Source organism: Myxosarcina sp. GI1(2024) (assembly GCF_053543375.1).
Genome location: NZ_JBKGTY010000010.1, coordinates 15,229 through 32,516 on the forward strand (window position 1 = coordinate 15,229; position 17,288 = coordinate 32,516).

Here is a 17,288-nt window from a genome sequence, read left to right on the forward strand (position 1 = left end):
TGGTAAGGATATTTACGCTCTCGTCTACAGGGATTAATTTAAATTTTGTCGCTCTAAAGTTAAATTATTAAATTTTGTCGCTCTAAAGTTAAATTAGCAATCTCAAACCCGCAATTATTAGCAAAGCCAGGGTAATGCGCCTGAAAATAATAGGATTTAGTTTAGTAGAAAATACGATCCCCAGCCATAGTCCGCAAGCAAAACCAGGAAGGCTACAAACGGCAAACTTCCAGACGGATACGGTTATGTTTCCCTGCCAGCCATGAGCGATCGTGGCCAGTAAAGAATTAAAGAAAAATAAAGCAGTTAAGTTACCTTTAAATTCTTTCGAACTCCAGCGACGACAGTTAGCATAGATAATTACTGGAGGACCGCCAACGGTGTACGCTCCAGTAAGAAGCCCCGATACGCCACCAAAAATATAAGTCCAGATAGTCGATTTCAAACTAGGCAAAGACAAATTGAGCCAATCATAGACAGCGTAACTAATAATTAAAATGCCCAAACCTTTTAGGGCAATTGCTTCAGGAAGGCGATCTAGTAATAAAGTACCCGTGGGAGTAGCAATTAAACAAGCGAGCGTCAGTCGCCCCACTGCTTTGAAATTGCAGTCGCGCCGATGATAATACCAAATTATCGCATTAAGCGTAATACTGACTAGGGTAACTAATGGTACTGCAATTTGTAGACCGATCGCTTGAGGCAAAAAAGACATGGCAACAATGGCAAAGCCAAATCCAGTAATGCTTTGAGTCAATGCTGCCAGAAAAGTAATACCACTAACAATCAGATATTCATTTCCATACAGATCCATTTATTTGAGAATCAGAACTGGACAGGGAGACAGCCGGACTACCCGCTCCGCTACCGAGCCCAGTAGAAAGCGACTTACGCCCTTGCGTCCGTGAGAAGGCATGACGATTAAATCCGTTCCAATTTCCTGAGCATAGTCTACAATTTCCGTGCTGGGATCGCCAATCTCCACGCCAATTTCGACTCCTTTATATCCCATTTCTTCGACCTTACTTTGTAGAAAGGCTGTAACTTTTTGCTTGCGTTCGGCATCGTTTAGTGTATTCCACATCGCTGCGGGATCGGCTGGATGGAGTGGAGTTAGAACGTGAATTAGCTTGAGAGATGAAATATCTTCTACGTATTCTTTAGCTGTGGCGATCGCCTGATATGACAGTTCCGAAAAATCAATCGGAACGAGAATGGATTTTTTAGTAGTGCTCATAGTTTACTTCCTCTATTTCAACAAGGGTTCTCTGGCTTCTATCGTCTCTGCTAGCATTTCTCCAGACTTGAGTACGAGACATATAATTTTTTAGCTCTCTAGCAATTAACCCCGACATAAAAAAACAGCCTAATAGATTGAGTAGGGACATAACCAGTGCCAAAATATCGCTAAAATCGAGCACGGAACCGAGATTGACTACCGAACCGATGAAAATGCAAAGCAGAAATAATATTTTGTAAGAGTTAATAGTGCAATTGTCATAATTTCAGTGATTTGGGCTAAGAACAACTCGGCAATCCAAGTAGCCTAATTTATAAATATTCGTTTTACAAAAAAAATACGGAAGTAAGAAGATCTGTTTCTAAAATCTCGATATTTTTTAAAGATAGAGCGGTAGAGGCAGGATTACCGGCATAGGTATTAATTAATATGGCGAAAATGGCAAGTAGCATCAGTTTTGTCTAAAAATGCTTCAAAGATATGTTCCTGGGTAACTGTTGCCTACAGGGGTAAATAATCACTGGTAATACCTTTTCTCAAAGTAATTATATCTGGTTTGACTTCCCAGTGTTCGTGTCCGAACATCTTGCCCAAGCTTCCGAAACCACTAACCACCTCATCAAAGATTAATAGAATACCGTAGCGATCGCAAATATCCCTCAGCATAGGTAAGTACTCATCGGGAGGTATGATAACACCACCGCCAGAAATCACTGGTTCGACAATAATTGCCGCAACGGTTTTGGCTCCTTCGGGAATAACCGTATTTTCAATTGTTGATTATCGATCGTCGGAAATTTCGAAATTATAGTCATTCGAGTTAATTTCCGTACGCTTTGATTATTGTCAATTTATAGTTATGTTTGACTTTTGTTAACCTTCATAACTACGATTTCTATTGGAAATCACTATAAAATTGAGTCTGCGATCGCGCTGTAGGTTCTTAAAACATCTAGAAAAGCAAAAACTGCAGGAGTATGGAGAGCATCTTTTAGCATTGCCGCTTGAATGTTTCTCTCTAGAGGAGTCGGTAAAGAATAAACTGTTAATTGTTCGGGAATGGGTTCGGCAGCTAGTCGCGGCATAATTGCCGCACCCAAACCCTGCATGGCTATAGCAACTATAGTAGAGTCTTCCCGCATTTCATAGGCAATATTTACTGGTTTTGGCGACTGCTGTAAGTATTTACGAATTGCTAAAGAACAGCTACTTTTTGCCGAAAGAATTAAAGGAAATTTAGCCAGTTGTTTCCAAGTTAACTGTGTCTGTTTTAATTTTGAACTGCGACGCAACAAGACTACATATTCATCGCGATAAATTTCCCAGGTTTCGAATTCTTCGGAACAAGGTAAGTCAACTATTCCAATATCAGCTTGGCTCGAACGTAGAATACTTTCAATCTCAAAATGTTCGTCAACATCGTTAACATCAATCTTAATTGAGGGAAACTTACTGCGAAACTGAGCCATTAATGAGGGTAATATATGAGTCGCAGCACTGCGAAAGGCTAGTAATCTAACGTTACCTCCTCCCAAACCCTTAGCTCGATTGGCTTCTGTCGCTATCTTTTGGAGTAAACATAGTATTTCTCTAGCTGGCACGATTAACTGTTTTCCTACAGAAGTGAGATTTGCTCCATTACGTCCGCGATGAAATAAAATGACTCCCAATTCCGTTTCTAAAGTTGCGATCGCGTGACTGACTGCCGACTGAGAAATCTCTAAATGTAAAGCCGCCTCACTAAAATTGTGATAATCTGCTACCGCAACCAGAATTCGTAGCTGTGAAATTTTTAGTTTGTATGGATCGATCGCGCTCATAGATTTAATTGTCAATCTCTGGGAAATATCCAGTGAGATTAGTAATTGGCGTTCTCAGTCTTATTTCTACAGATTATCGTAAGAGCCGAGTAAGGATAGAAATATTTATCTATTAATTTTATTCATGTTTACCATGCAAACAATTTTTTGTTACTAAAAACTTTAATCGCTACAGTTTATTTAAAGCAAGTAAATAGAAGCAAAACATGAAAATTATTTTACGATCGATTGTAACTGGTAAAATAAGCACGAATTAAACTAATATAGCCAAACACAACTTATAGGCAAACTTTTTTGTCTATTCGCCAATTGAGTAAAAACAATACCCTATTTTTCTAAATTCAAAATTACGATGAATCTCAAGTTGTTTTTTATTCTAAAAGTGAATGAACCTTTTGTTTTAATAGTTGCTATTAATTAACCATTTTTGCTGGAGGTTTTAACTGTGAAAATTATTAGCTTGGTTGCCAAAACCTTGAGAAACATCGGTCATAACTTGCTAGTTAAAAAAACCGAGTTTCAAGTCGAACAAAAACGCGATCGCTACGGAAATTCATTTTGGCGGGTTTACGATTATACCACTAAAAAATCACATACTTTTGGTTCAGATCGAGATGTAAGAGCCTGGATTGAAAAACATCATCACAGTTTATAGAGCTATTTGTAAAAAACACCCAAACAGGAGAAAAAAATGAATTATTCTAATAATTCTTTAACCATTTCTGGATCGAGTGCCGAGGTTGGTTTGTCAAACAGCATTACTTTGGGCTGCCTCGCCAAAGCAGGACCGATCGCCAGTTGCTGTTGTTGTCCGCCAGAAAGCTGACCTGGATATTTATTGGCTTAAAGTTTAAAAAATACTGTGTTTTTCTATACGTTTACCCCAACTCGTAGTTACAAATCTTCATTAAACCAAGGCAAAACTATTACAATAAATACTAAAGAGCATATTTTAAACCTAACTGTATAAAGATATATGGCTGCTGCCGTCGTAATCGAACATTTACAAAAAAGTTATGGAGATGTCCAAGCCGTCAAAGACATCTCTTTTACTGTCAGGCAGGGAGAAATCTTTGGTTTACTCGGACCTAATGGTGCGGGTAAAACTACCACAATTCGCTGTCTGTGTACTCTCACTAAACCCGACGGGGGGAAAATTGAAGTAAGTGGCATTAGCGCGATCGCCAATCCCAAAGCAGTACGCAACCGATTGGGATATGTGGCACAAGAAGTAGCGATCGATAAGGTGTTGACGGGTCGAGAGTTACTGGAACTGCAAGCCGCACTGTATCATCTTCCCAAACAGGGAATGAAGCAGAGAATCGATCGATTAATCGAAGTTTTAGGATTAACTGACTACGCCGATAAAAAAACCGGTACATATTCGGGCGGTATCCGCAAACGTTTGGATTTAGCGGCGGGATTATTACATCAACCAGAAGTATTGGTTTTAGACGAACCTACCGTTGGTTTGGATATTGAAAGCCGCATAGTAGTATGGGAATTTTTGCGACAGCTAAAAGCCGCAGGAACTACAGTATTAATCACCAGTCATTATCTCGAAGAAATTGATGCTCTAGCCGATCGCTTGGCAATTATCGGTGACGGATTGGTAATCGATGAAGGTAGCCCTTCCGAATTAAAAGATAAAATCGGTGGCGATCGCGTCACTCTCCGTATCCGTGAGTTTACTCCCGACTCAGAAGCCGATAAAGCCAAGCACGTTTTGGAGTCTTTGCCCTTTGTTGAAGAAGTGATTATTAACCGAGTTCAGGGAAACTCAATTAATTTAATCGTGCAATCGGGACAGAGTTCTCTTAGCAACATCGAGCAATCTCTGGCTGAAGTAGATTTACCCACCTTTAGCCTCGCCCAATCTCGTCCCAGTCTCGATGACGTTTATCTCGCAGCCACGGGACAAACTATATTAGATGCGGAAATGGCAGCAGCGAGTACCAGAGATTTGAAAAAAGAGAAAAAACAACAAATGAAGTAATTTTTTATTTTGTAGGGGCAAAGGGTGAGGTGGCGTGGTCTTGGAAGGGGCTTAGCACCTGAAATTAATTCAGGTGACAGCCCCTCATCTTTCCCCTATGAGCGACTACCGAACCCGAAGGGCTATTTGCTCTATCTCAAAAGATCGATAATCAGAACATCAAGTAAACATTATGGATGCCAGTCAAAAAATTGATTCAGTATTAGCTCCCAACTCGGCACTCGATCGGGAAACTAAATATCGCTCCAGTCCGATTCAAGATTTTATCCAAGAGACTTCAGCACTTACCAAACGACTATTCATTCAACTGCAACGTCGTCCCTCGACTTTAATCGCAGGAATCATTCAGCCCTTTATGTGGTTGGTCTTGTTTGGTGCATTATTTAGCAAAGCTCCTCAAGGACTATTTGGTAACGACCTGAGTTATGCTAAATTCCTCGCCCCTGGAGTAATCGTGTTTACCGCCTTCTCTGGTGCCTTAAATGCCGGTTTACCCGTCATGTTCGATCGCGAGTTTGGCTTTCTCAACCGTTTGCTCGTTGCCCCGTTAGCAACTCGCTATTCGATTGTCGCGGCTTCAACGGTTTATATTATTGCTCTCAGTGTCATTCAAACTGCAGTAATTATTGCTGCCAGTGCCTTTTTGGGTGCGGGATTGCCAGGCATTGCTGGCTTGAGCGCGATCGCGGCGATCGTATTCCTCATTGTTTTAGGCGTAACGGCATTGAGTCTGGGTTTGGCATTTGCCCTACCAGGACACATCGAACTAATTGCAGTAGTATTTGTCACTAATTTACCTCTCTTGTTTGCCAGTACTGCTCTCGCGCCTTTAGAGTTTATGGCGGGTTGGCTACAAGTTATCGCCAGTTTCAATCCTCTGACTTATGCGATCGAACCAATTCGCTACATCTACCTGCATGGAGATTGGGCAATTGGCAGCATCGTGTTAAGTACTCCTTGGCTGGAATTTAGTTTTGGAGGTGTTATTCTGGTGTTGTTAGTTTTTGATGCTGTAGTCTTACTAACGATCCAACCTTTATTGCGCCGCCGCTTTGCTTAACGAATTTTGTTTGAATGTCTTCCCTCGTGAGGAGTTAAAAATGCCAATCAATAAAAGTCTTTTCTTGACGTTTGCCACAGCTTTTACCGTACTGGGTTCTGGTAGTTTATACGAATCTGCTTTGGCGCAATATCGCGAACCCGCCGATTCTGGTTATCAATCCAATGAAAAAGATTCTCTTTATGGTGATGGTATTACTGGAATCGATCCTGTAGATTTAATTCACCGCGCCAATCTGAGAAATAGTCGTACTGCTGAAGAGTTTCAAGTAGAATCCCAAGGACAGATTAATAATTCTGCTGCTGAATTCAAACAACTACAAGAGCAGAGAATCTTAGAGCAGCAGCGCTCTCCAAACGATGAAACTACTGCCAATTAATTATCATAGCCCGCCTGGCTGCTGGGGATTTAACTCGGACATTGGCAAACAAATCGGGGCGATCGCTATAGCGATCGCCCCAAAAAACTAATTGAATTAAATTATCAGACTTATAGCTGAGGAACGAATTGTTCTTTTTCTGGTACTTGAGTGTATTCAGAAACAATTTGTTTGAGCTCTTCACCGCTAATAGTTTCTTTTTCAATCAACAGATCGACTAAGCGATCGACTACTTCGCGGTTTTCTCTGATGATTTTGCGAGCTAAGTTGTGTCCTTGTTCGGTAATTTGACGGACGCGATCGTCAATTAAAGAAGCAACTTCTTCTGAATATTCAGAACGAGAGGTCAAACCCGCACCGAGGAAGACTTCTCCTCCTTGTCCTCCCAAGGCGATTGGACCGAGATCGCTCATACCGTAAATCGTAACCATTTGTCTTGCCATTTGGGTAACCTGTTGTAAGTCGCCCCCAGCACCAGTAGTCACTTCATCGTGACCGAAAACTTCTTCTTCAGCAGCTCGTCCGCCCATGGCACCCGCAATTCTCGCCATTAACTGCGATCTGGCAATCAATCCTTGCTCTTCACTAGGAGTAAACCAGGTCAAACCTTGAGCCTGTCCGCGAGGAATTAGAGTTACTTTCTGAACCGGATCGTGGTCTTTAACCAAAGTTCCTACGATGGCGTGTCCCACTTCGTGATAGGCAATTAAACGTTTGCTCTTACCATCTACTAAAGGCGTTCCTTCCATACCCGCCACTACGCGGTCTACGGCATCATCGATTTCTAGCATGGTGATAGCTTCTTTACGTCTTCTGGCGGTGAGAATGGCTGCTTCATTGAGTAAGTTAGCTAAGTCAGCACCAGAGAAACCGGGTGTCCGACGAGCGATGGTTTCTAAAGAAACTTCGGAGGCAATTTTTTTGTTGCGAGCGTGAACCTCTAAAATTTCCAAACGTCCTTTAATATCGGGATTATCGACGCTAACCTGGCGATCGAAACGACCGGGACGCATTAATGCCGAGTCTAGTACGTTGGGACGGTTGGTAGCAGCAATAATAATAATTCCTGTATTACCTTCAAAACCATCCATTTCGGTCAGTAACTGGTTGAGAGTCTGTTCTCTTTCGTCGTTACCGCCACCGATACCGGCACCTCTTTGACGACCGACTGCATCGATCTCATCGATAAAGATCAAACAAGGTGCGCTTTCTTTGGCTTTTTTAAACAGGTCGCGGACGCGAGAAGCACCGACACCGACAAACATTTCCACGAATTCCGAACCAGAAATACTAAAGAAAGGTACGCCAGCTTCACCAGCGATCGCTTTAGCGAGTAGGGTTTTACCAGTTCCAGGAGGTCCGATTAACAATACTCCTTTAGGGATTTTTGCCCCTACGGCAGTAAAGCGTTCGGGCTGTTTGAGAAAAGTAACGACTTCTTGTAATTCTTCTTTAGCCTCGTCAATTCCGGCGACATCATCGAACATAATTCCCGTTTTCGCTTCCATCTGGAAACGAGCGCGAGATTTACCAAAATTCATTGCCTGACCGGGACCGCCTGGCATATTGTTGGAACGGCGGAAAAGGAAAAATAAGGCACCAATCAACAGTACGGGAAAGATCAAGTTACCTAAAAGTCCCCAAACTGCTCCATCATTGCCGGCAGGATGATAATCAAAATTAACATCTGCTTCTCTCAGTTTGGCAATTAGTTCCGGGGAATTAGCCGGTAAATCGACTCTTAATTTTTGCAAACGATTATCTAACTGTGGATCTGCTGCCTCGACGATCGCCGTACGACCGTTTTCGTATAGTTCTACACTATTGACTCTGCCAGAGTTTAGATAGTCGAGGAAACGACCGTAGGTCATTCTAGTGCTAGCAGTATTACCTCCCAAGCCAGAATTAGCGACTGAGGAAAAGCTTCCCTGCCAGAGGAAAAAACCCACGACTAGCAAGGGTAATGTCCACAGGATGACGATTCTCCAAGAAAATTTTTTCATAAGGTAGATTGATTGTTATTTGAATTGAATATATTTAAGATTATTTTGGTTTTTATGGGCAATCGATACCTAATTATAATTTTTAGCGATGGTTACAACACGCTTAGTGGTATTATCTAAAGCCGATTGAATTAGTTTTTGTTCTTATTCAAAAAAAAAAAATTGTCAAGTCTATTTTACCTTTTATTATTTCTTCTTAATTAAATTTAACGTAATTCTCATTTTTAAAGCAAGCGGTAAACCGAAAAGCTAGAAAAATTAGAGGGCTAGTTGCCAAAAATTGAGATAAACAGTAAGTTTGATGGGCAGTACTTTACTGTATGGCTAAGCTTCCTCTTCTGATCATTGGTCAATATCTATAGTGCATACTAGGAACGAGAATCGAGATCGGGGTTTCTACTACGATAGTTGATGTTCGTCCTTAAATGGGGCAAATAGTAACGACCCATAACACTCTAATATCGAGATGAAAAATTCATCTTTACCGAAGAAAAAAAGTTTTCGTAGATCGAACCGTTGGTATAAGTGGCTATCACCTGGATTGTTTATCAAACGCTGGCTGCTGCTTAGTGCGACCGGCTTTTTTTTGGCAGTTATTGGTAGCGCGATTTGGGTCAAGCTAACTCCAATATACCGCCTATTAGAATTGACTTCACGACTTTTGGGATTTTTAGCTACGATTATTCCCAACTATATTTCTGGTCCGCTTGTCTTAATCGCAGGACTATTTTTAATGTTTTGGGGTCAATCGCGCACTGTAGGATCGATTAGCGATGTTTTCAAATTAGACAAAGATAAAGAATTAGTCGATCTCCTGCTCGCTCGTCGCCGCTTAAATCGCGGACCCAAGATTGTTGTCATTGGCGGTGGTACGGGGCTTTCAACTCTGTTAAGAGGGCTCAAACAATATAGTAGTAATATTACCGCAATCGTGACTGTAGCTGACGATGGGGGGTCTTCAGGGAGATTGAGACGAGAAATTGGCGTACAGCCCCCTGGAGATCTGCGTAATTGTCTGACAGCTTTAGCTGATGAAGAAGAGTTGCTGACAGAATTATTTCAATATCGCTTTCAAGCCGGAGATGGTTTGGTAGGTCACAGCTTTGGTAACTTGTTTCTCACGGCAATGAGTGAAATTACTGGCGATTTAGAACAGGCTGTGGCAGCTAGTTCTCAGGTATTGGCAGTTAGAGGAAAAGTCTTACCTGCCACCCTTAGCGATGTAAGTTTGTGGGCAGAGATGGAAGATGGCAGATTAATTGAGGGAGAATCGAATATTTCCCAAGCTGGCGGTCGAATTCGCGGTATCGGTTGTACGCCAGCATTTCCACCAGCATTACCTGCGGCAGTAGCGGCAATTAAAGAAGCTGAGTATATCATTATCGGTCCCGGTAGTCTCTATACCAGTATCATTCCTAATTTTTTAGTACCAGAAATTTGTGATGCGGTAGCTCGTTCTCGCGCACCTAGAATTTATATTTGTAACATCATGACCCAACCAGGAGAAACCGAAGGTTATACTGTTAGCGATCACATCAAAGCGATCGATCGCATTGGTAAACAGCAATTATTCGATGCGGTTTTAGTCCACCATGAATCTCCTTCTACCAAGTCTTTGGAACGTTACGCTAGAGAAAATTCTTATCCCGTTTATCTCGATCGCGAAGAAGTTGGCTATCTCAATCGCAGGGTTGTAATCGCTAATGTCATGGAAGAAGACCAGAAAAACGGTTATGTCCGACACGATCCGATTCAGTTGGCTAGAGTGCTACTGCGCTGGTATAGCGGTAAGTGGCACCCTAAGCTTTAAATACAACTATTTTTTTACTTCTAACGATTAACTGCTTTGTAGTTCGAGCGAGAAATAAAATTAAGTTTGACTAGGTTCTGTTGACACAATTAACGCAACCAAATTAAAGCCGAAGCAAATTCGGCAAATCCCAAATAACATTCGTCAGTTTTGTCAAAACGGCTGAAAACGCGACGATAGTATTTAAGTTTGTTAAAAAAGCACTCAACTAGATGTCGCTCCTTGTACAGATGTGAATCGTAATCTCTAGGGTTGAGGCGACCAGAACGAGGCGGAATCACGCCTTGAGCACCAGTTTCCTCAATCAAGACCACAAAAGCATCACAATCATAGCCTTTATCGGCAATTACCTGTTGAGCTCGATAACCAGCCACCAATGCCTCTCCTTGACTGATATCGGCGGTTTGCCCTGGAGTCAGAAGCAACCGCAGCGGATTGCCCAACGCATCTACCACAGCATGTAACTTGGTACTAAATCCGCCACAAGAACCTCCTAAAGAGTGTTTTTCTGACCCCCTTTTGCTCCTGCTGCACAGGGATGAGCACGAATCATGGTGCTATCGGGAATTAAACTTTCTAAGTCAGCAGAGTGGGACATTTCTTGCAAGAGACGATGCCAAACTCCCTTCTGACACCAACGCCGATATCGTTTGTAGAGGCTGTTCCAGTTGCCAAAACGTTTGGGTAATTCACGCCATTGAGCACCTGTGCGAGTAATCCAGAGAACCGCATTCAGAAAACGACGACAAGCTTTGGGGTCTTTGATACGGATGTCTTGTTGGTGGCTCAGAACAACGAAAATTTGCTGCCAAGCAGAATCGTCCAACTTAACACGAGATTTCATGAAGAATTTTTTGACTAAAATCAGCAACTTCAGGTACTTTCTCATCTTTGCCTCTTTACGTCAACAGAACCTAGTTGTCTGTTGAATTTTTGGCTGAGTTTGGGCATGTATTAAATGTTGGTTTCTAATCTGTACTTTATAACTAAACTCAATGGTGATTTTGTACCGAATTTTTGTGATAAGTTTGTTTTCCATGGGGACAATTTTCTGGTTTGATGCTTCTGTTTTAGCCGTGTCCCAGATAAATACTGTCGATATTTTTAATGCTGGAGTCAATAATCTACGTCAGCATAACTATCGACAAGCTTTAAATAATTTTACTCAAGTAATTACTCGCCAAGATAATTTTATTGATGCGGCTTATAGCAATCGCTGTTTGGTTAATTTGCAGTTACAAGACTATGCTGCTGCTGAAGCTGACTGTACTATGGCTATCGCTGGCAATCCTAAAAATGTTGAAGCCCATCTTAATTTAGGATTGAGTTATTATCATCAAGATCGATACGAACGAGCGATCGCTCAATATCGGCAGGTTGTTCGACAAAATACTAATGACTATCGAGCTTATTACAATTTGGGTTTAGCTTATTTTGCTTTGAAAAATTATCAACAAGCCAGAGAAAATTACAATTTAGCTTTAATATCTCCTCGTTCTATTCCTACTCCACAAAAAACTCTAATTTATAACGATCGCGCTCTAACTTATATGATGTTGAGCGATTACAAACGAGCGATCGCCGATACCGAACGAGCTATTGACTTGGAACATCGTAACTATACAGCTTACTTTAATCGAGGTTGCGCTCATCATCGACGGGGAAATTATCTAGCAGCCATTGAGGATTTTACTAAAGTATTGCAGCTAAAACCCGAATTTACTCAAGCATACGTCAATCGGGGAATTTTGCAGCATCGAATGGGAAACGACCGTGCGGCATTTATCGATTTGGATGCTGCCTTACGGCAATACAAAGAACGAGAAGAGCTTTCTGCTTACGAACGAGTTTCAAATCTCAAACAGCAGCTTATTTACTCTCAACCGAGTCAAATAGGGTAAATTCTAAGTACTCGCGCGATCGAGTAGCACGAAGTCAAATATAATTTGACCTTACAAGACACTGCTAAAATTTTAGCTCTAACAAAATGAAGAATTCGTTTGAAAAAAATTTAGTCATAGGGTTGTTGTTGACCACGTTAGCAATTCCAGTAGTAGCTCATAATGTAGAAATATCAAATGAAGTAGCAGCTACATTTCATATCGAACCCAATCACAATCCTCGTGCGGCAGAATCAACTGTAGCTTGGTTTGCCCTTACTCGACGTGGTGGCAAAACAATTCCCTTATCTCAATGCAACTGTGAATTAAACGTGTACACTCTACCTCGTGCTGCCAACCCTAGCCCAGTCCTAAAACCTACTTTGCAAGCAATTGATGTGGAAAAATATCGAGAAATTCCTAGTGCTAGTATTAGCTTTCCTCAAGCGGGAGCCTACGAACTAGTAATCAGCGGCACGGCAAAAGATGGAACTTCCTTTCAACCATTTGAGTTAAGCTATACAGTTAATGTCAGACCTTAAAGTGAACATATTACTCCTTAAAAGGATTACTAAGAGCGGGATTATTAATAAACTCTTTATCAGTTAAACTACGTAAGAAAGCCAGTAAATCTTGCTTTTCGGAAGAATTTAGTTTGAAACCTTTAACAAATCCGCTTTTGTAGGGGTTATAACCTTTGGAACTCGCTCTACCTCCAGCTTCGTAATGTTCGATAACCTCTTCTAAAGTAGCAATACTACCATCGTGCATATAAGGAGCGGTTAGAGCTATATTACGCAGGGTAGGAGCTTTAAAATGTCCCATATCTTCAGGGTTTTGCGTAATTTCATGTACTCCCGTATTTTGTGGGGGATAAGAGCCTTTACCGTCAATATTGTACAAACCAGTATTGTGAAAGGCAATCTCGGTAAATGCCAAGCGCTCGTGAACTACCGAGTCGCTGAAATTAATCCCGCCGTGACAGTGAAAGCATTCCAAACGCTCGCTATTAAAAAGTTTTTTACCTCTTTTAGCTGCCGCACTAATCGCATCGCTTTTGCCTTCATAACGATAGCGATCGTAAGCTGAATTAAAAGATAGCAAAGTTCTTTGAAAGCTAGCTAATGCTTTGGTTAAGTTGTCAATGTTTACGGGATTTTCTGCTGAAAAAGCCTTGGCAAACATTTGAGAATATTCAGGATCGTTTTGCAACCGCTCGATTATTTCTCGCTCTCTACCTACCATACCCATTTCTAGGGGATGTTCGCCAAATATGGGAATCAGTGCTTGACTTTCCAGGCGAGTTATTAGAGGATTTGCCCAAGTCAATACTGGATTATAGGCAATATTGGTCAAGCTCATAGTGTTACGGGGGTGGAGATCGTCTTTAGCTCCAATTGCCACTCGTCTACCATCGGTAAAAGCTAGGGATTGTTTGTGACAGGTAGCACAAGAATATTCACCCGTAATTGACAAAGCGCGATCGTAGAATAAATGTCTGCCCAACTCTACTTTAGCGGTACTCATGGGGTTAGTTTCTGGAACGACTGGTTCGGGTGTCCACTGTGGTAAATTCCAGTCGTATTCTGTAGCTACAGCCGAGTTACCGTCCATTGCCATAACTCGGCTCAAACCAATTGACAGGCAAATAGACAATGCAAAAACTAAAGCCCAACTAAACCAGCGATCGCGCATCAAACCAAACTATTTTTACTTCCACGGTTATTATTACTCAACACGAAAGAAAGTAAGTTCCTCGACAGTTTCTTCATTAAAGGACAAACCGAGGTTATTAAAGATCGGCATACAGTCCATGTCCTCTGGAGAAGACATACAGCCAGCAGGGGTATCTGGTTGATTGCTAGTTAAATCGGCTTGCGATACTAGGTTGGCTAAATCTGCTACTACAACATTGTTTTCGGGGTCAAAATTTTCTAACACGACATCGCTGCGATTAGGGTTACTGCATTCATAAGATTGGCTTCCTGTCTCCTGGCAGCCAGTACTACCAATATGAATTAAGAAAGTATTATTGCTACTGACATTTCGCTCGGTTTCACCGTGCTGCATTTCGCCATGATTCATTTCACCGTGATTCATCTGTTTGTTATTCATCGCGGTAGCTCGATTTTCCCAATCTACTCGTAAGAATTTATAGCCTCCTTGCCAATTCCACCACATTGAAGTGAGGTTTAAAGGCGAAGGTGCGATCGCAGCATCTTCGTGATTGAGTTGAGATGGTACTCCCAAGGTAAACTGTAAACCTCGATAATCTACTTGAGGCACCGTACCTACTACTATATTTCTGGTTTCAACCGTACCGTTAGCACAAGCACCAGTTTTATCTTCAAAGTCGAGCAGGGCAACATTTTGATACTGCCATTTACCGTCTTGCTCTAATTCTACAGGGACGGGATTTCCCTCGACATCTATTACAGCTACATCGGAAACATAAAAGCGAAAATCTGTAGCAGTTACGGCGGCTTCAGAACTACCTAAACCCGAATAGGTTTCGCCACAGCTAAATTGCTCGTCGCCTACTCGTCCGTCGAAGGTGATAATTATTTCTTGAGTATCCGTTTGAGCCTGTGTGTCCTGAGAAAATAAAGCGGGAGTTGCCAAACCTGTAACTGCACCAATGAATAATAGAGATTTATGGACAGAAGAAAATAACATTGTTTTTGTTAACACTGAACGAAAGATACTTTTGTATCTACTAATCTTTCACTTTAAGTAAAGTTAACTTCTCTTGTCCAACGACAGGCTGTCATACTTTAATTACTTGCATAGAAGCGAGATAGGATGAATTCGATCGAGTTTATAGAGTTTATGAAAAAAACAACTAATCACTAATCACTGCAAGATGATAGATTTGCTTTCGGTCGTCGCTTTGGGATTTTTAGGAAGTTTTGGTCACTGCGTGGGGATGTGCGGTCCTTTGACGGTAGCTTTTTCTTTGTCTCAGCCAGACAAATCTCAGAAATTTAGCGGGTTGAGATGTCATTTACTGCTAAATAGTGGCAGAATCATAAGTTATGCTTTGGTAGGCGCAGCTTTAGGCGGTTTGAGTTCGATTTTGATTGCTGGCGGTCAACTAGCAGGAATTGGCAGTAGTTTACGTCAAGCCATAACAATCTTTACGGGAGTGCTACTAATTTGGTTGGGTTTGAGACAAATAAAGCCTAACTGGTTGCCTCAGATGCCCTTTTTACATCCTATCAAGGGAAAATTGCACGAGCGGCTCAATTCTAGAATGATGAAGCTTGCCGTTCGAGAAACATGGTGGACACCTGCTTTATTAGGAGGAGTTTGGGGACTAATACCCTGTGGCTTCTTGTATACGGCACAGCTTAAGGCAGTAGAAACGAGTAATCTTTGGTTGGGTGCGCTGACAATGCTTAGTTTTGGTTTGGGCACCATGCCGACGATGCTGGGAGTAGGAGTATCGGCTTCTCGCTTAAGCGTAGACAAACGGGGACAACTATTTCGTATGGGTGGTTGGATAACGCTGGCGATCGGTATCTTAACTCTGTTACGAACGGATGCGATGATAGACTACACGGGACATGGCGCATTAATTTTGTTGATGCTAGCGTTGGTAGCTCGTCCCCTCAGTAGTTTTTATGCTGCACCTTTACGGTATCGCCGAGGGATTGGCGTTGCCTCTTTTATCTTGGCATTAGCTCACACCGGACATATGCTAGAGCATTCTCTAAACTGGAATACTCAGGCGATCGCTTTTATGCTGCCTCAACATCAGATAGGTATTATTGTTGGTATATTGGCACTATTATTGATGTTTCCTGCTGCTGTTACCAGTAACGATCGCTTTCAGCAAAGTTTGGGAAAATACTGGCGTAGAATTCATTTGTTAACCGTTCCTGCTTTAGTGCTAGCCGTAGCTCATACTATCTTGTCTGGTTCCCATTATCTAGGAGAATTGCAGTTAACTGATGCCCATCGCCTGCGAACTGTAGTAATTGGTGTATTGTGTATTTCAGTGCTAACAATGCGATCGCCCCTTTTCAAAAAAAGAATCATTTAGCCCAGAAGCCCTGTTGCTATTGACTACTATATTTTAGCTGCTGCTCAAACATCACTCACGTTACCAATTAAATACAGTAACGCCATGCGGACTGCTACCCCATTAGCTACCTGTTGGGGAATTAAACTCAATTGGGAATCGTCCATTAAGTCTGAAGTTATTTCCACGCCGCGATTTGTCGGACCTGGATGCAAAATTTTAACCTGGGGATGACACAATTTGAGGCGATCGCGTGTAATGCCAAATTGTTGGTGATATTCTCGCAAACTAGGAATAAAATTAGCGGTCATTCTTTCTTTTTGCAATCTTAAAGTCATGACAAAATCAGCATTATTTAAAGCTGGTACTAATTCCCAATGCAAAAATAATTTATCTTTCTGTGGGCGACCGACTAAATCTAAAAACAGTTTGGGTAGTAAAGTTGGTGGCGCAGCTAAATGTACTTCTGCTCCTGCAGTAGTCAAACTGTAGATATTGGAACGTGCCACTCTAGAATGAAGAATATCGCCAATAATAGCGATTTTTTTACCTTCTAATACTTCTAATCGCGGATTTTCTCGGTCTAGTGCCGTGGTGAGAGTAAATAAGTCTAATAACGCTTGGGAAGGATGTTGGTGTAAACCATCTCCCGCGTTGAGAATGCTAACTCCCGAATTGAGTCGATCCATCTCTGTGGCGATCGCCTGGGGAACTCCAGCCTGTTGATGTCGAATTACCATGATGTCCGCACCCATGGCTAGATAGGTTTTTGCCGTATCCAATATAGTCTCACCTTTGCTTAAGGAGGAGGTACCAGGAGAAAAGTTGAGAATATCTGCCGATAGTCGTTTGGCAGCCAATTCAAAACTGCTACGAGTTCTAGTGGAAGGCTCGAAGAACATATTAGCAACTACCTGTCCTTGAAGAGCGGGGACTTTTTTAGTTCTACCCGATAGCACTCCCCGGAAACCGACGGCAGTTTGCAAAATAGTTTCGTATTCAGCAGCAGTAAAATCGATTAAAGATAGGATGTGTCGTCGCGCCCATGTAGTTGCCATCACCCAAAAACTAGTGGA

General features: G+C 41.8%; 19 protein-coding genes and 1 pseudogene. 8 read left to right on the plus strand and 12 right to left on the minus strand.

Going from position 1 to position 17,288, the window contains the following annotated elements; all coding sequences use genetic code 11:
- Positions 1 to 88 precede the first annotated feature (88 nt).
- The 6 genes from ACLFKQ_RS25260 to ACLFKQ_RS25285 all read right to left on the minus strand — a co-directional run bounded on the left by ACLFKQ_RS25260 (position 89) and on the right by ACLFKQ_RS25285 (position 3,060).
- Positions 89 to 814 carry a sulfite exporter TauE/SafE family protein gene (locus ACLFKQ_RS25260; RefSeq protein ID WP_449002443.1) on the minus strand — a complete coding sequence of 242 codons (726 nt, stop codon included), beginning with the start codon at positions 812 to 814 and terminating at the stop codon, positions 89 to 91.
- On the minus strand, positions 815 to 1,237 hold the full coding sequence (locus ACLFKQ_RS25265) for a universal stress protein (protein ID WP_449002444.1): 423 nt from the start codon (positions 1,235 to 1,237) through the stop codon (positions 815 to 817). It abuts the gene before it with no gap.
- Complete coding sequence (locus ACLFKQ_RS25270; RefSeq protein ID WP_449002582.1) at positions 1,224 to 1,487, minus strand: alanine:cation symporter family protein; 264 nt, start codon at positions 1,485 to 1,487, stop codon at positions 1,224 to 1,226. The genes ACLFKQ_RS25265 and ACLFKQ_RS25270 overlap by 14 nt, the downstream gene beginning before the upstream one ends.
- A gap of 79 nt (positions 1,488 to 1,566) precedes the next feature.
- Positions 1,567 to 1,692 carry a hypothetical protein gene (locus tag ACLFKQ_RS25275; RefSeq protein ID WP_449002445.1) on the minus strand — a complete coding sequence of 42 codons (126 nt, stop codon included), beginning with the start codon at positions 1,690 to 1,692 and terminating at the stop codon, positions 1,567 to 1,569.
- 49 nt (positions 1,693 to 1,741) lie between these two features.
- Positions 1,742 to 1,954, minus strand: coding sequence for an aminotransferase class III-fold pyridoxal phosphate-dependent enzyme (locus tag ACLFKQ_RS25280; protein WP_449002446.1), 213 nt, complete (start codon positions 1,952 to 1,954; stop codon positions 1,742 to 1,744).
- Between the two features lie 194 nt (positions 1,955 to 2,148).
- On the minus strand, positions 2,149 to 3,060 hold the full coding sequence (locus ACLFKQ_RS25285) for a LysR family transcriptional regulator (RefSeq protein WP_449002447.1): 912 nt from the start codon (positions 3,058 to 3,060) through the stop codon (positions 2,149 to 2,151).
- Between the two features lie 445 nt (positions 3,061 to 3,505).
- On the opposite strand from ACLFKQ_RS25285, the gene ACLFKQ_RS25290 reads away from it, so the two are divergent.
- Entirely contained in the window at positions 3,506 to 3,715 is a 210-nt protein-coding gene (locus ACLFKQ_RS25290; protein WP_449002448.1) for a hypothetical protein, read from the plus strand.
- Positions 3,716 to 3,759: 44 nt separating this feature from the next.
- Here the strand turns inward: ACLFKQ_RS25290 and ACLFKQ_RS25295 are convergent.
- A pseudogene (locus tag ACLFKQ_RS25295) lies at positions 3,760 to 3,903 on the minus strand (ATP-binding cassette domain-containing protein); the annotation flags it as partial.
- A 133-nt stretch (positions 3,904 to 4,036) separates the two neighbouring features.
- On the opposite strand from ACLFKQ_RS25295, the gene ACLFKQ_RS25300 reads away from it, so the two are divergent.
- The 3 genes from ACLFKQ_RS25300 (at position 4,037) to ACLFKQ_RS25310 (ending at position 6,495) form a co-directional block, all read left to right on the plus strand.
- Positions 4,037 to 5,056: an ATP-binding cassette domain-containing protein gene (locus ACLFKQ_RS25300; protein ID WP_449002449.1), complete on the plus strand. Its 1,020-nt coding sequence runs from the start codon at positions 4,037 to 4,039 to the stop codon at positions 5,054 to 5,056.
- Between the two features lie 172 nt (positions 5,057 to 5,228).
- Entirely contained in the window at positions 5,229 to 6,116 is an 888-nt protein-coding gene (locus tag ACLFKQ_RS25305; RefSeq protein WP_449002450.1) for an ABC transporter permease, read from the plus strand.
- Positions 6,117 to 6,156: 40 nt separating this feature from the next.
- Complete coding sequence (locus tag ACLFKQ_RS25310) at positions 6,157 to 6,495, plus strand: hypothetical protein (RefSeq protein WP_449002451.1); 339 nt, start codon at positions 6,157 to 6,159, stop codon at positions 6,493 to 6,495.
- Positions 6,496 to 6,605: 110 nt separating this feature from the next.
- Here the strand turns inward: ACLFKQ_RS25310 and ftsH2 are convergent, their stop codons facing one another.
- The gene (ftsH2, locus tag ACLFKQ_RS25315) at positions 6,606 to 8,498 is read right to left on the minus strand and encodes an ATP-dependent zinc metalloprotease FtsH2 (RefSeq protein ID WP_449002452.1); all 1,893 of its coding nucleotides are present in this window, start codon (positions 8,496 to 8,498) and stop codon (positions 6,606 to 6,608) included.
- A 466-nt stretch (positions 8,499 to 8,964) separates the two neighbouring features.
- On the opposite strand from ftsH2, the gene ACLFKQ_RS25320 reads away from it, so the two are divergent.
- The gene (locus ACLFKQ_RS25320; protein WP_449002453.1) at positions 8,965 to 10,308 is read left to right on the plus strand and encodes a gluconeogenesis factor YvcK family protein; all 1,344 of its coding nucleotides are present in this window, start codon (positions 8,965 to 8,967) and stop codon (positions 10,306 to 10,308) included.
- Positions 10,309 to 10,397: 89 nt separating this feature from the next.
- Here ACLFKQ_RS25320 and ACLFKQ_RS25325 read toward each other — a convergent pair.
- Positions 10,398 to 11,152 (minus strand): IS5 family transposase gene (locus tag ACLFKQ_RS25325; protein WP_448998612.1). Its coding sequence is split into 2 segments (ribosomal slippage): positions 10,398 to 10,829 and positions 10,832 to 11,152, totalling 753 coding nucleotides; the frame shifts between segments, so codons are not numbered across the junction.
- A 193-nt stretch (positions 11,153 to 11,345) separates the two neighbouring features.
- Here ACLFKQ_RS25325 and ACLFKQ_RS25330 point away from each other — a divergent pair.
- Both ACLFKQ_RS25330 and ACLFKQ_RS25335 read left to right on the plus strand, forming a co-directional pair.
- On the plus strand, positions 11,346 to 12,209 hold the full coding sequence (locus ACLFKQ_RS25330; RefSeq protein WP_449002454.1) for a tetratricopeptide repeat protein: 864 nt from the start codon (positions 11,346 to 11,348) through the stop codon (positions 12,207 to 12,209).
- An 86-nt stretch (positions 12,210 to 12,295) separates the two neighbouring features.
- Positions 12,296 to 12,730: a hypothetical protein gene (locus tag ACLFKQ_RS25335; protein ID WP_449002455.1), complete on the plus strand. Its 435-nt coding sequence runs from the start codon at positions 12,296 to 12,298 to the stop codon at positions 12,728 to 12,730.
- 10 nt (positions 12,731 to 12,740) lie between these two features.
- On the opposite strand, the gene ACLFKQ_RS25340 is transcribed toward ACLFKQ_RS25335, so the two are convergent.
- A complete protein-coding gene (locus ACLFKQ_RS25340) occupies positions 12,741 to 13,883 on the minus strand; it encodes an MbnH family di-heme enzyme (protein ID WP_449002456.1) in 1,143 nt (380 codons plus the stop codon).
- A 33-nt stretch (positions 13,884 to 13,916) separates the two neighbouring features.
- Positions 13,917 to 14,864 carry an MbnP family copper-binding protein gene (locus tag ACLFKQ_RS25345; protein WP_449002457.1) on the minus strand — a complete coding sequence of 316 codons (948 nt, stop codon included), beginning with the start codon at positions 14,862 to 14,864 and terminating at the stop codon, positions 13,917 to 13,919.
- Between the two features lie 187 nt (positions 14,865 to 15,051).
- On the opposite strand from ACLFKQ_RS25345, the gene ACLFKQ_RS25350 reads away from it, so the two are divergent.
- Entirely contained in the window at positions 15,052 to 16,233 is a 1,182-nt protein-coding gene (locus ACLFKQ_RS25350) for an urease accessory protein UreH domain-containing protein (protein WP_449002458.1), read from the plus strand.
- 44 nt (positions 16,234 to 16,277) lie between these two features.
- On the opposite strand, the gene ACLFKQ_RS25355 is transcribed toward ACLFKQ_RS25350, so the two are convergent.
- The gene (locus ACLFKQ_RS25355; RefSeq protein WP_449002459.1) at positions 16,278 to 17,270 is read right to left on the minus strand and encodes an aspartate carbamoyltransferase catalytic subunit; all 993 of its coding nucleotides are present in this window, start codon (positions 17,268 to 17,270) and stop codon (positions 16,278 to 16,280) included.
- Between the last annotated feature and the right edge of the window lie 18 nt (positions 17,271 to 17,288).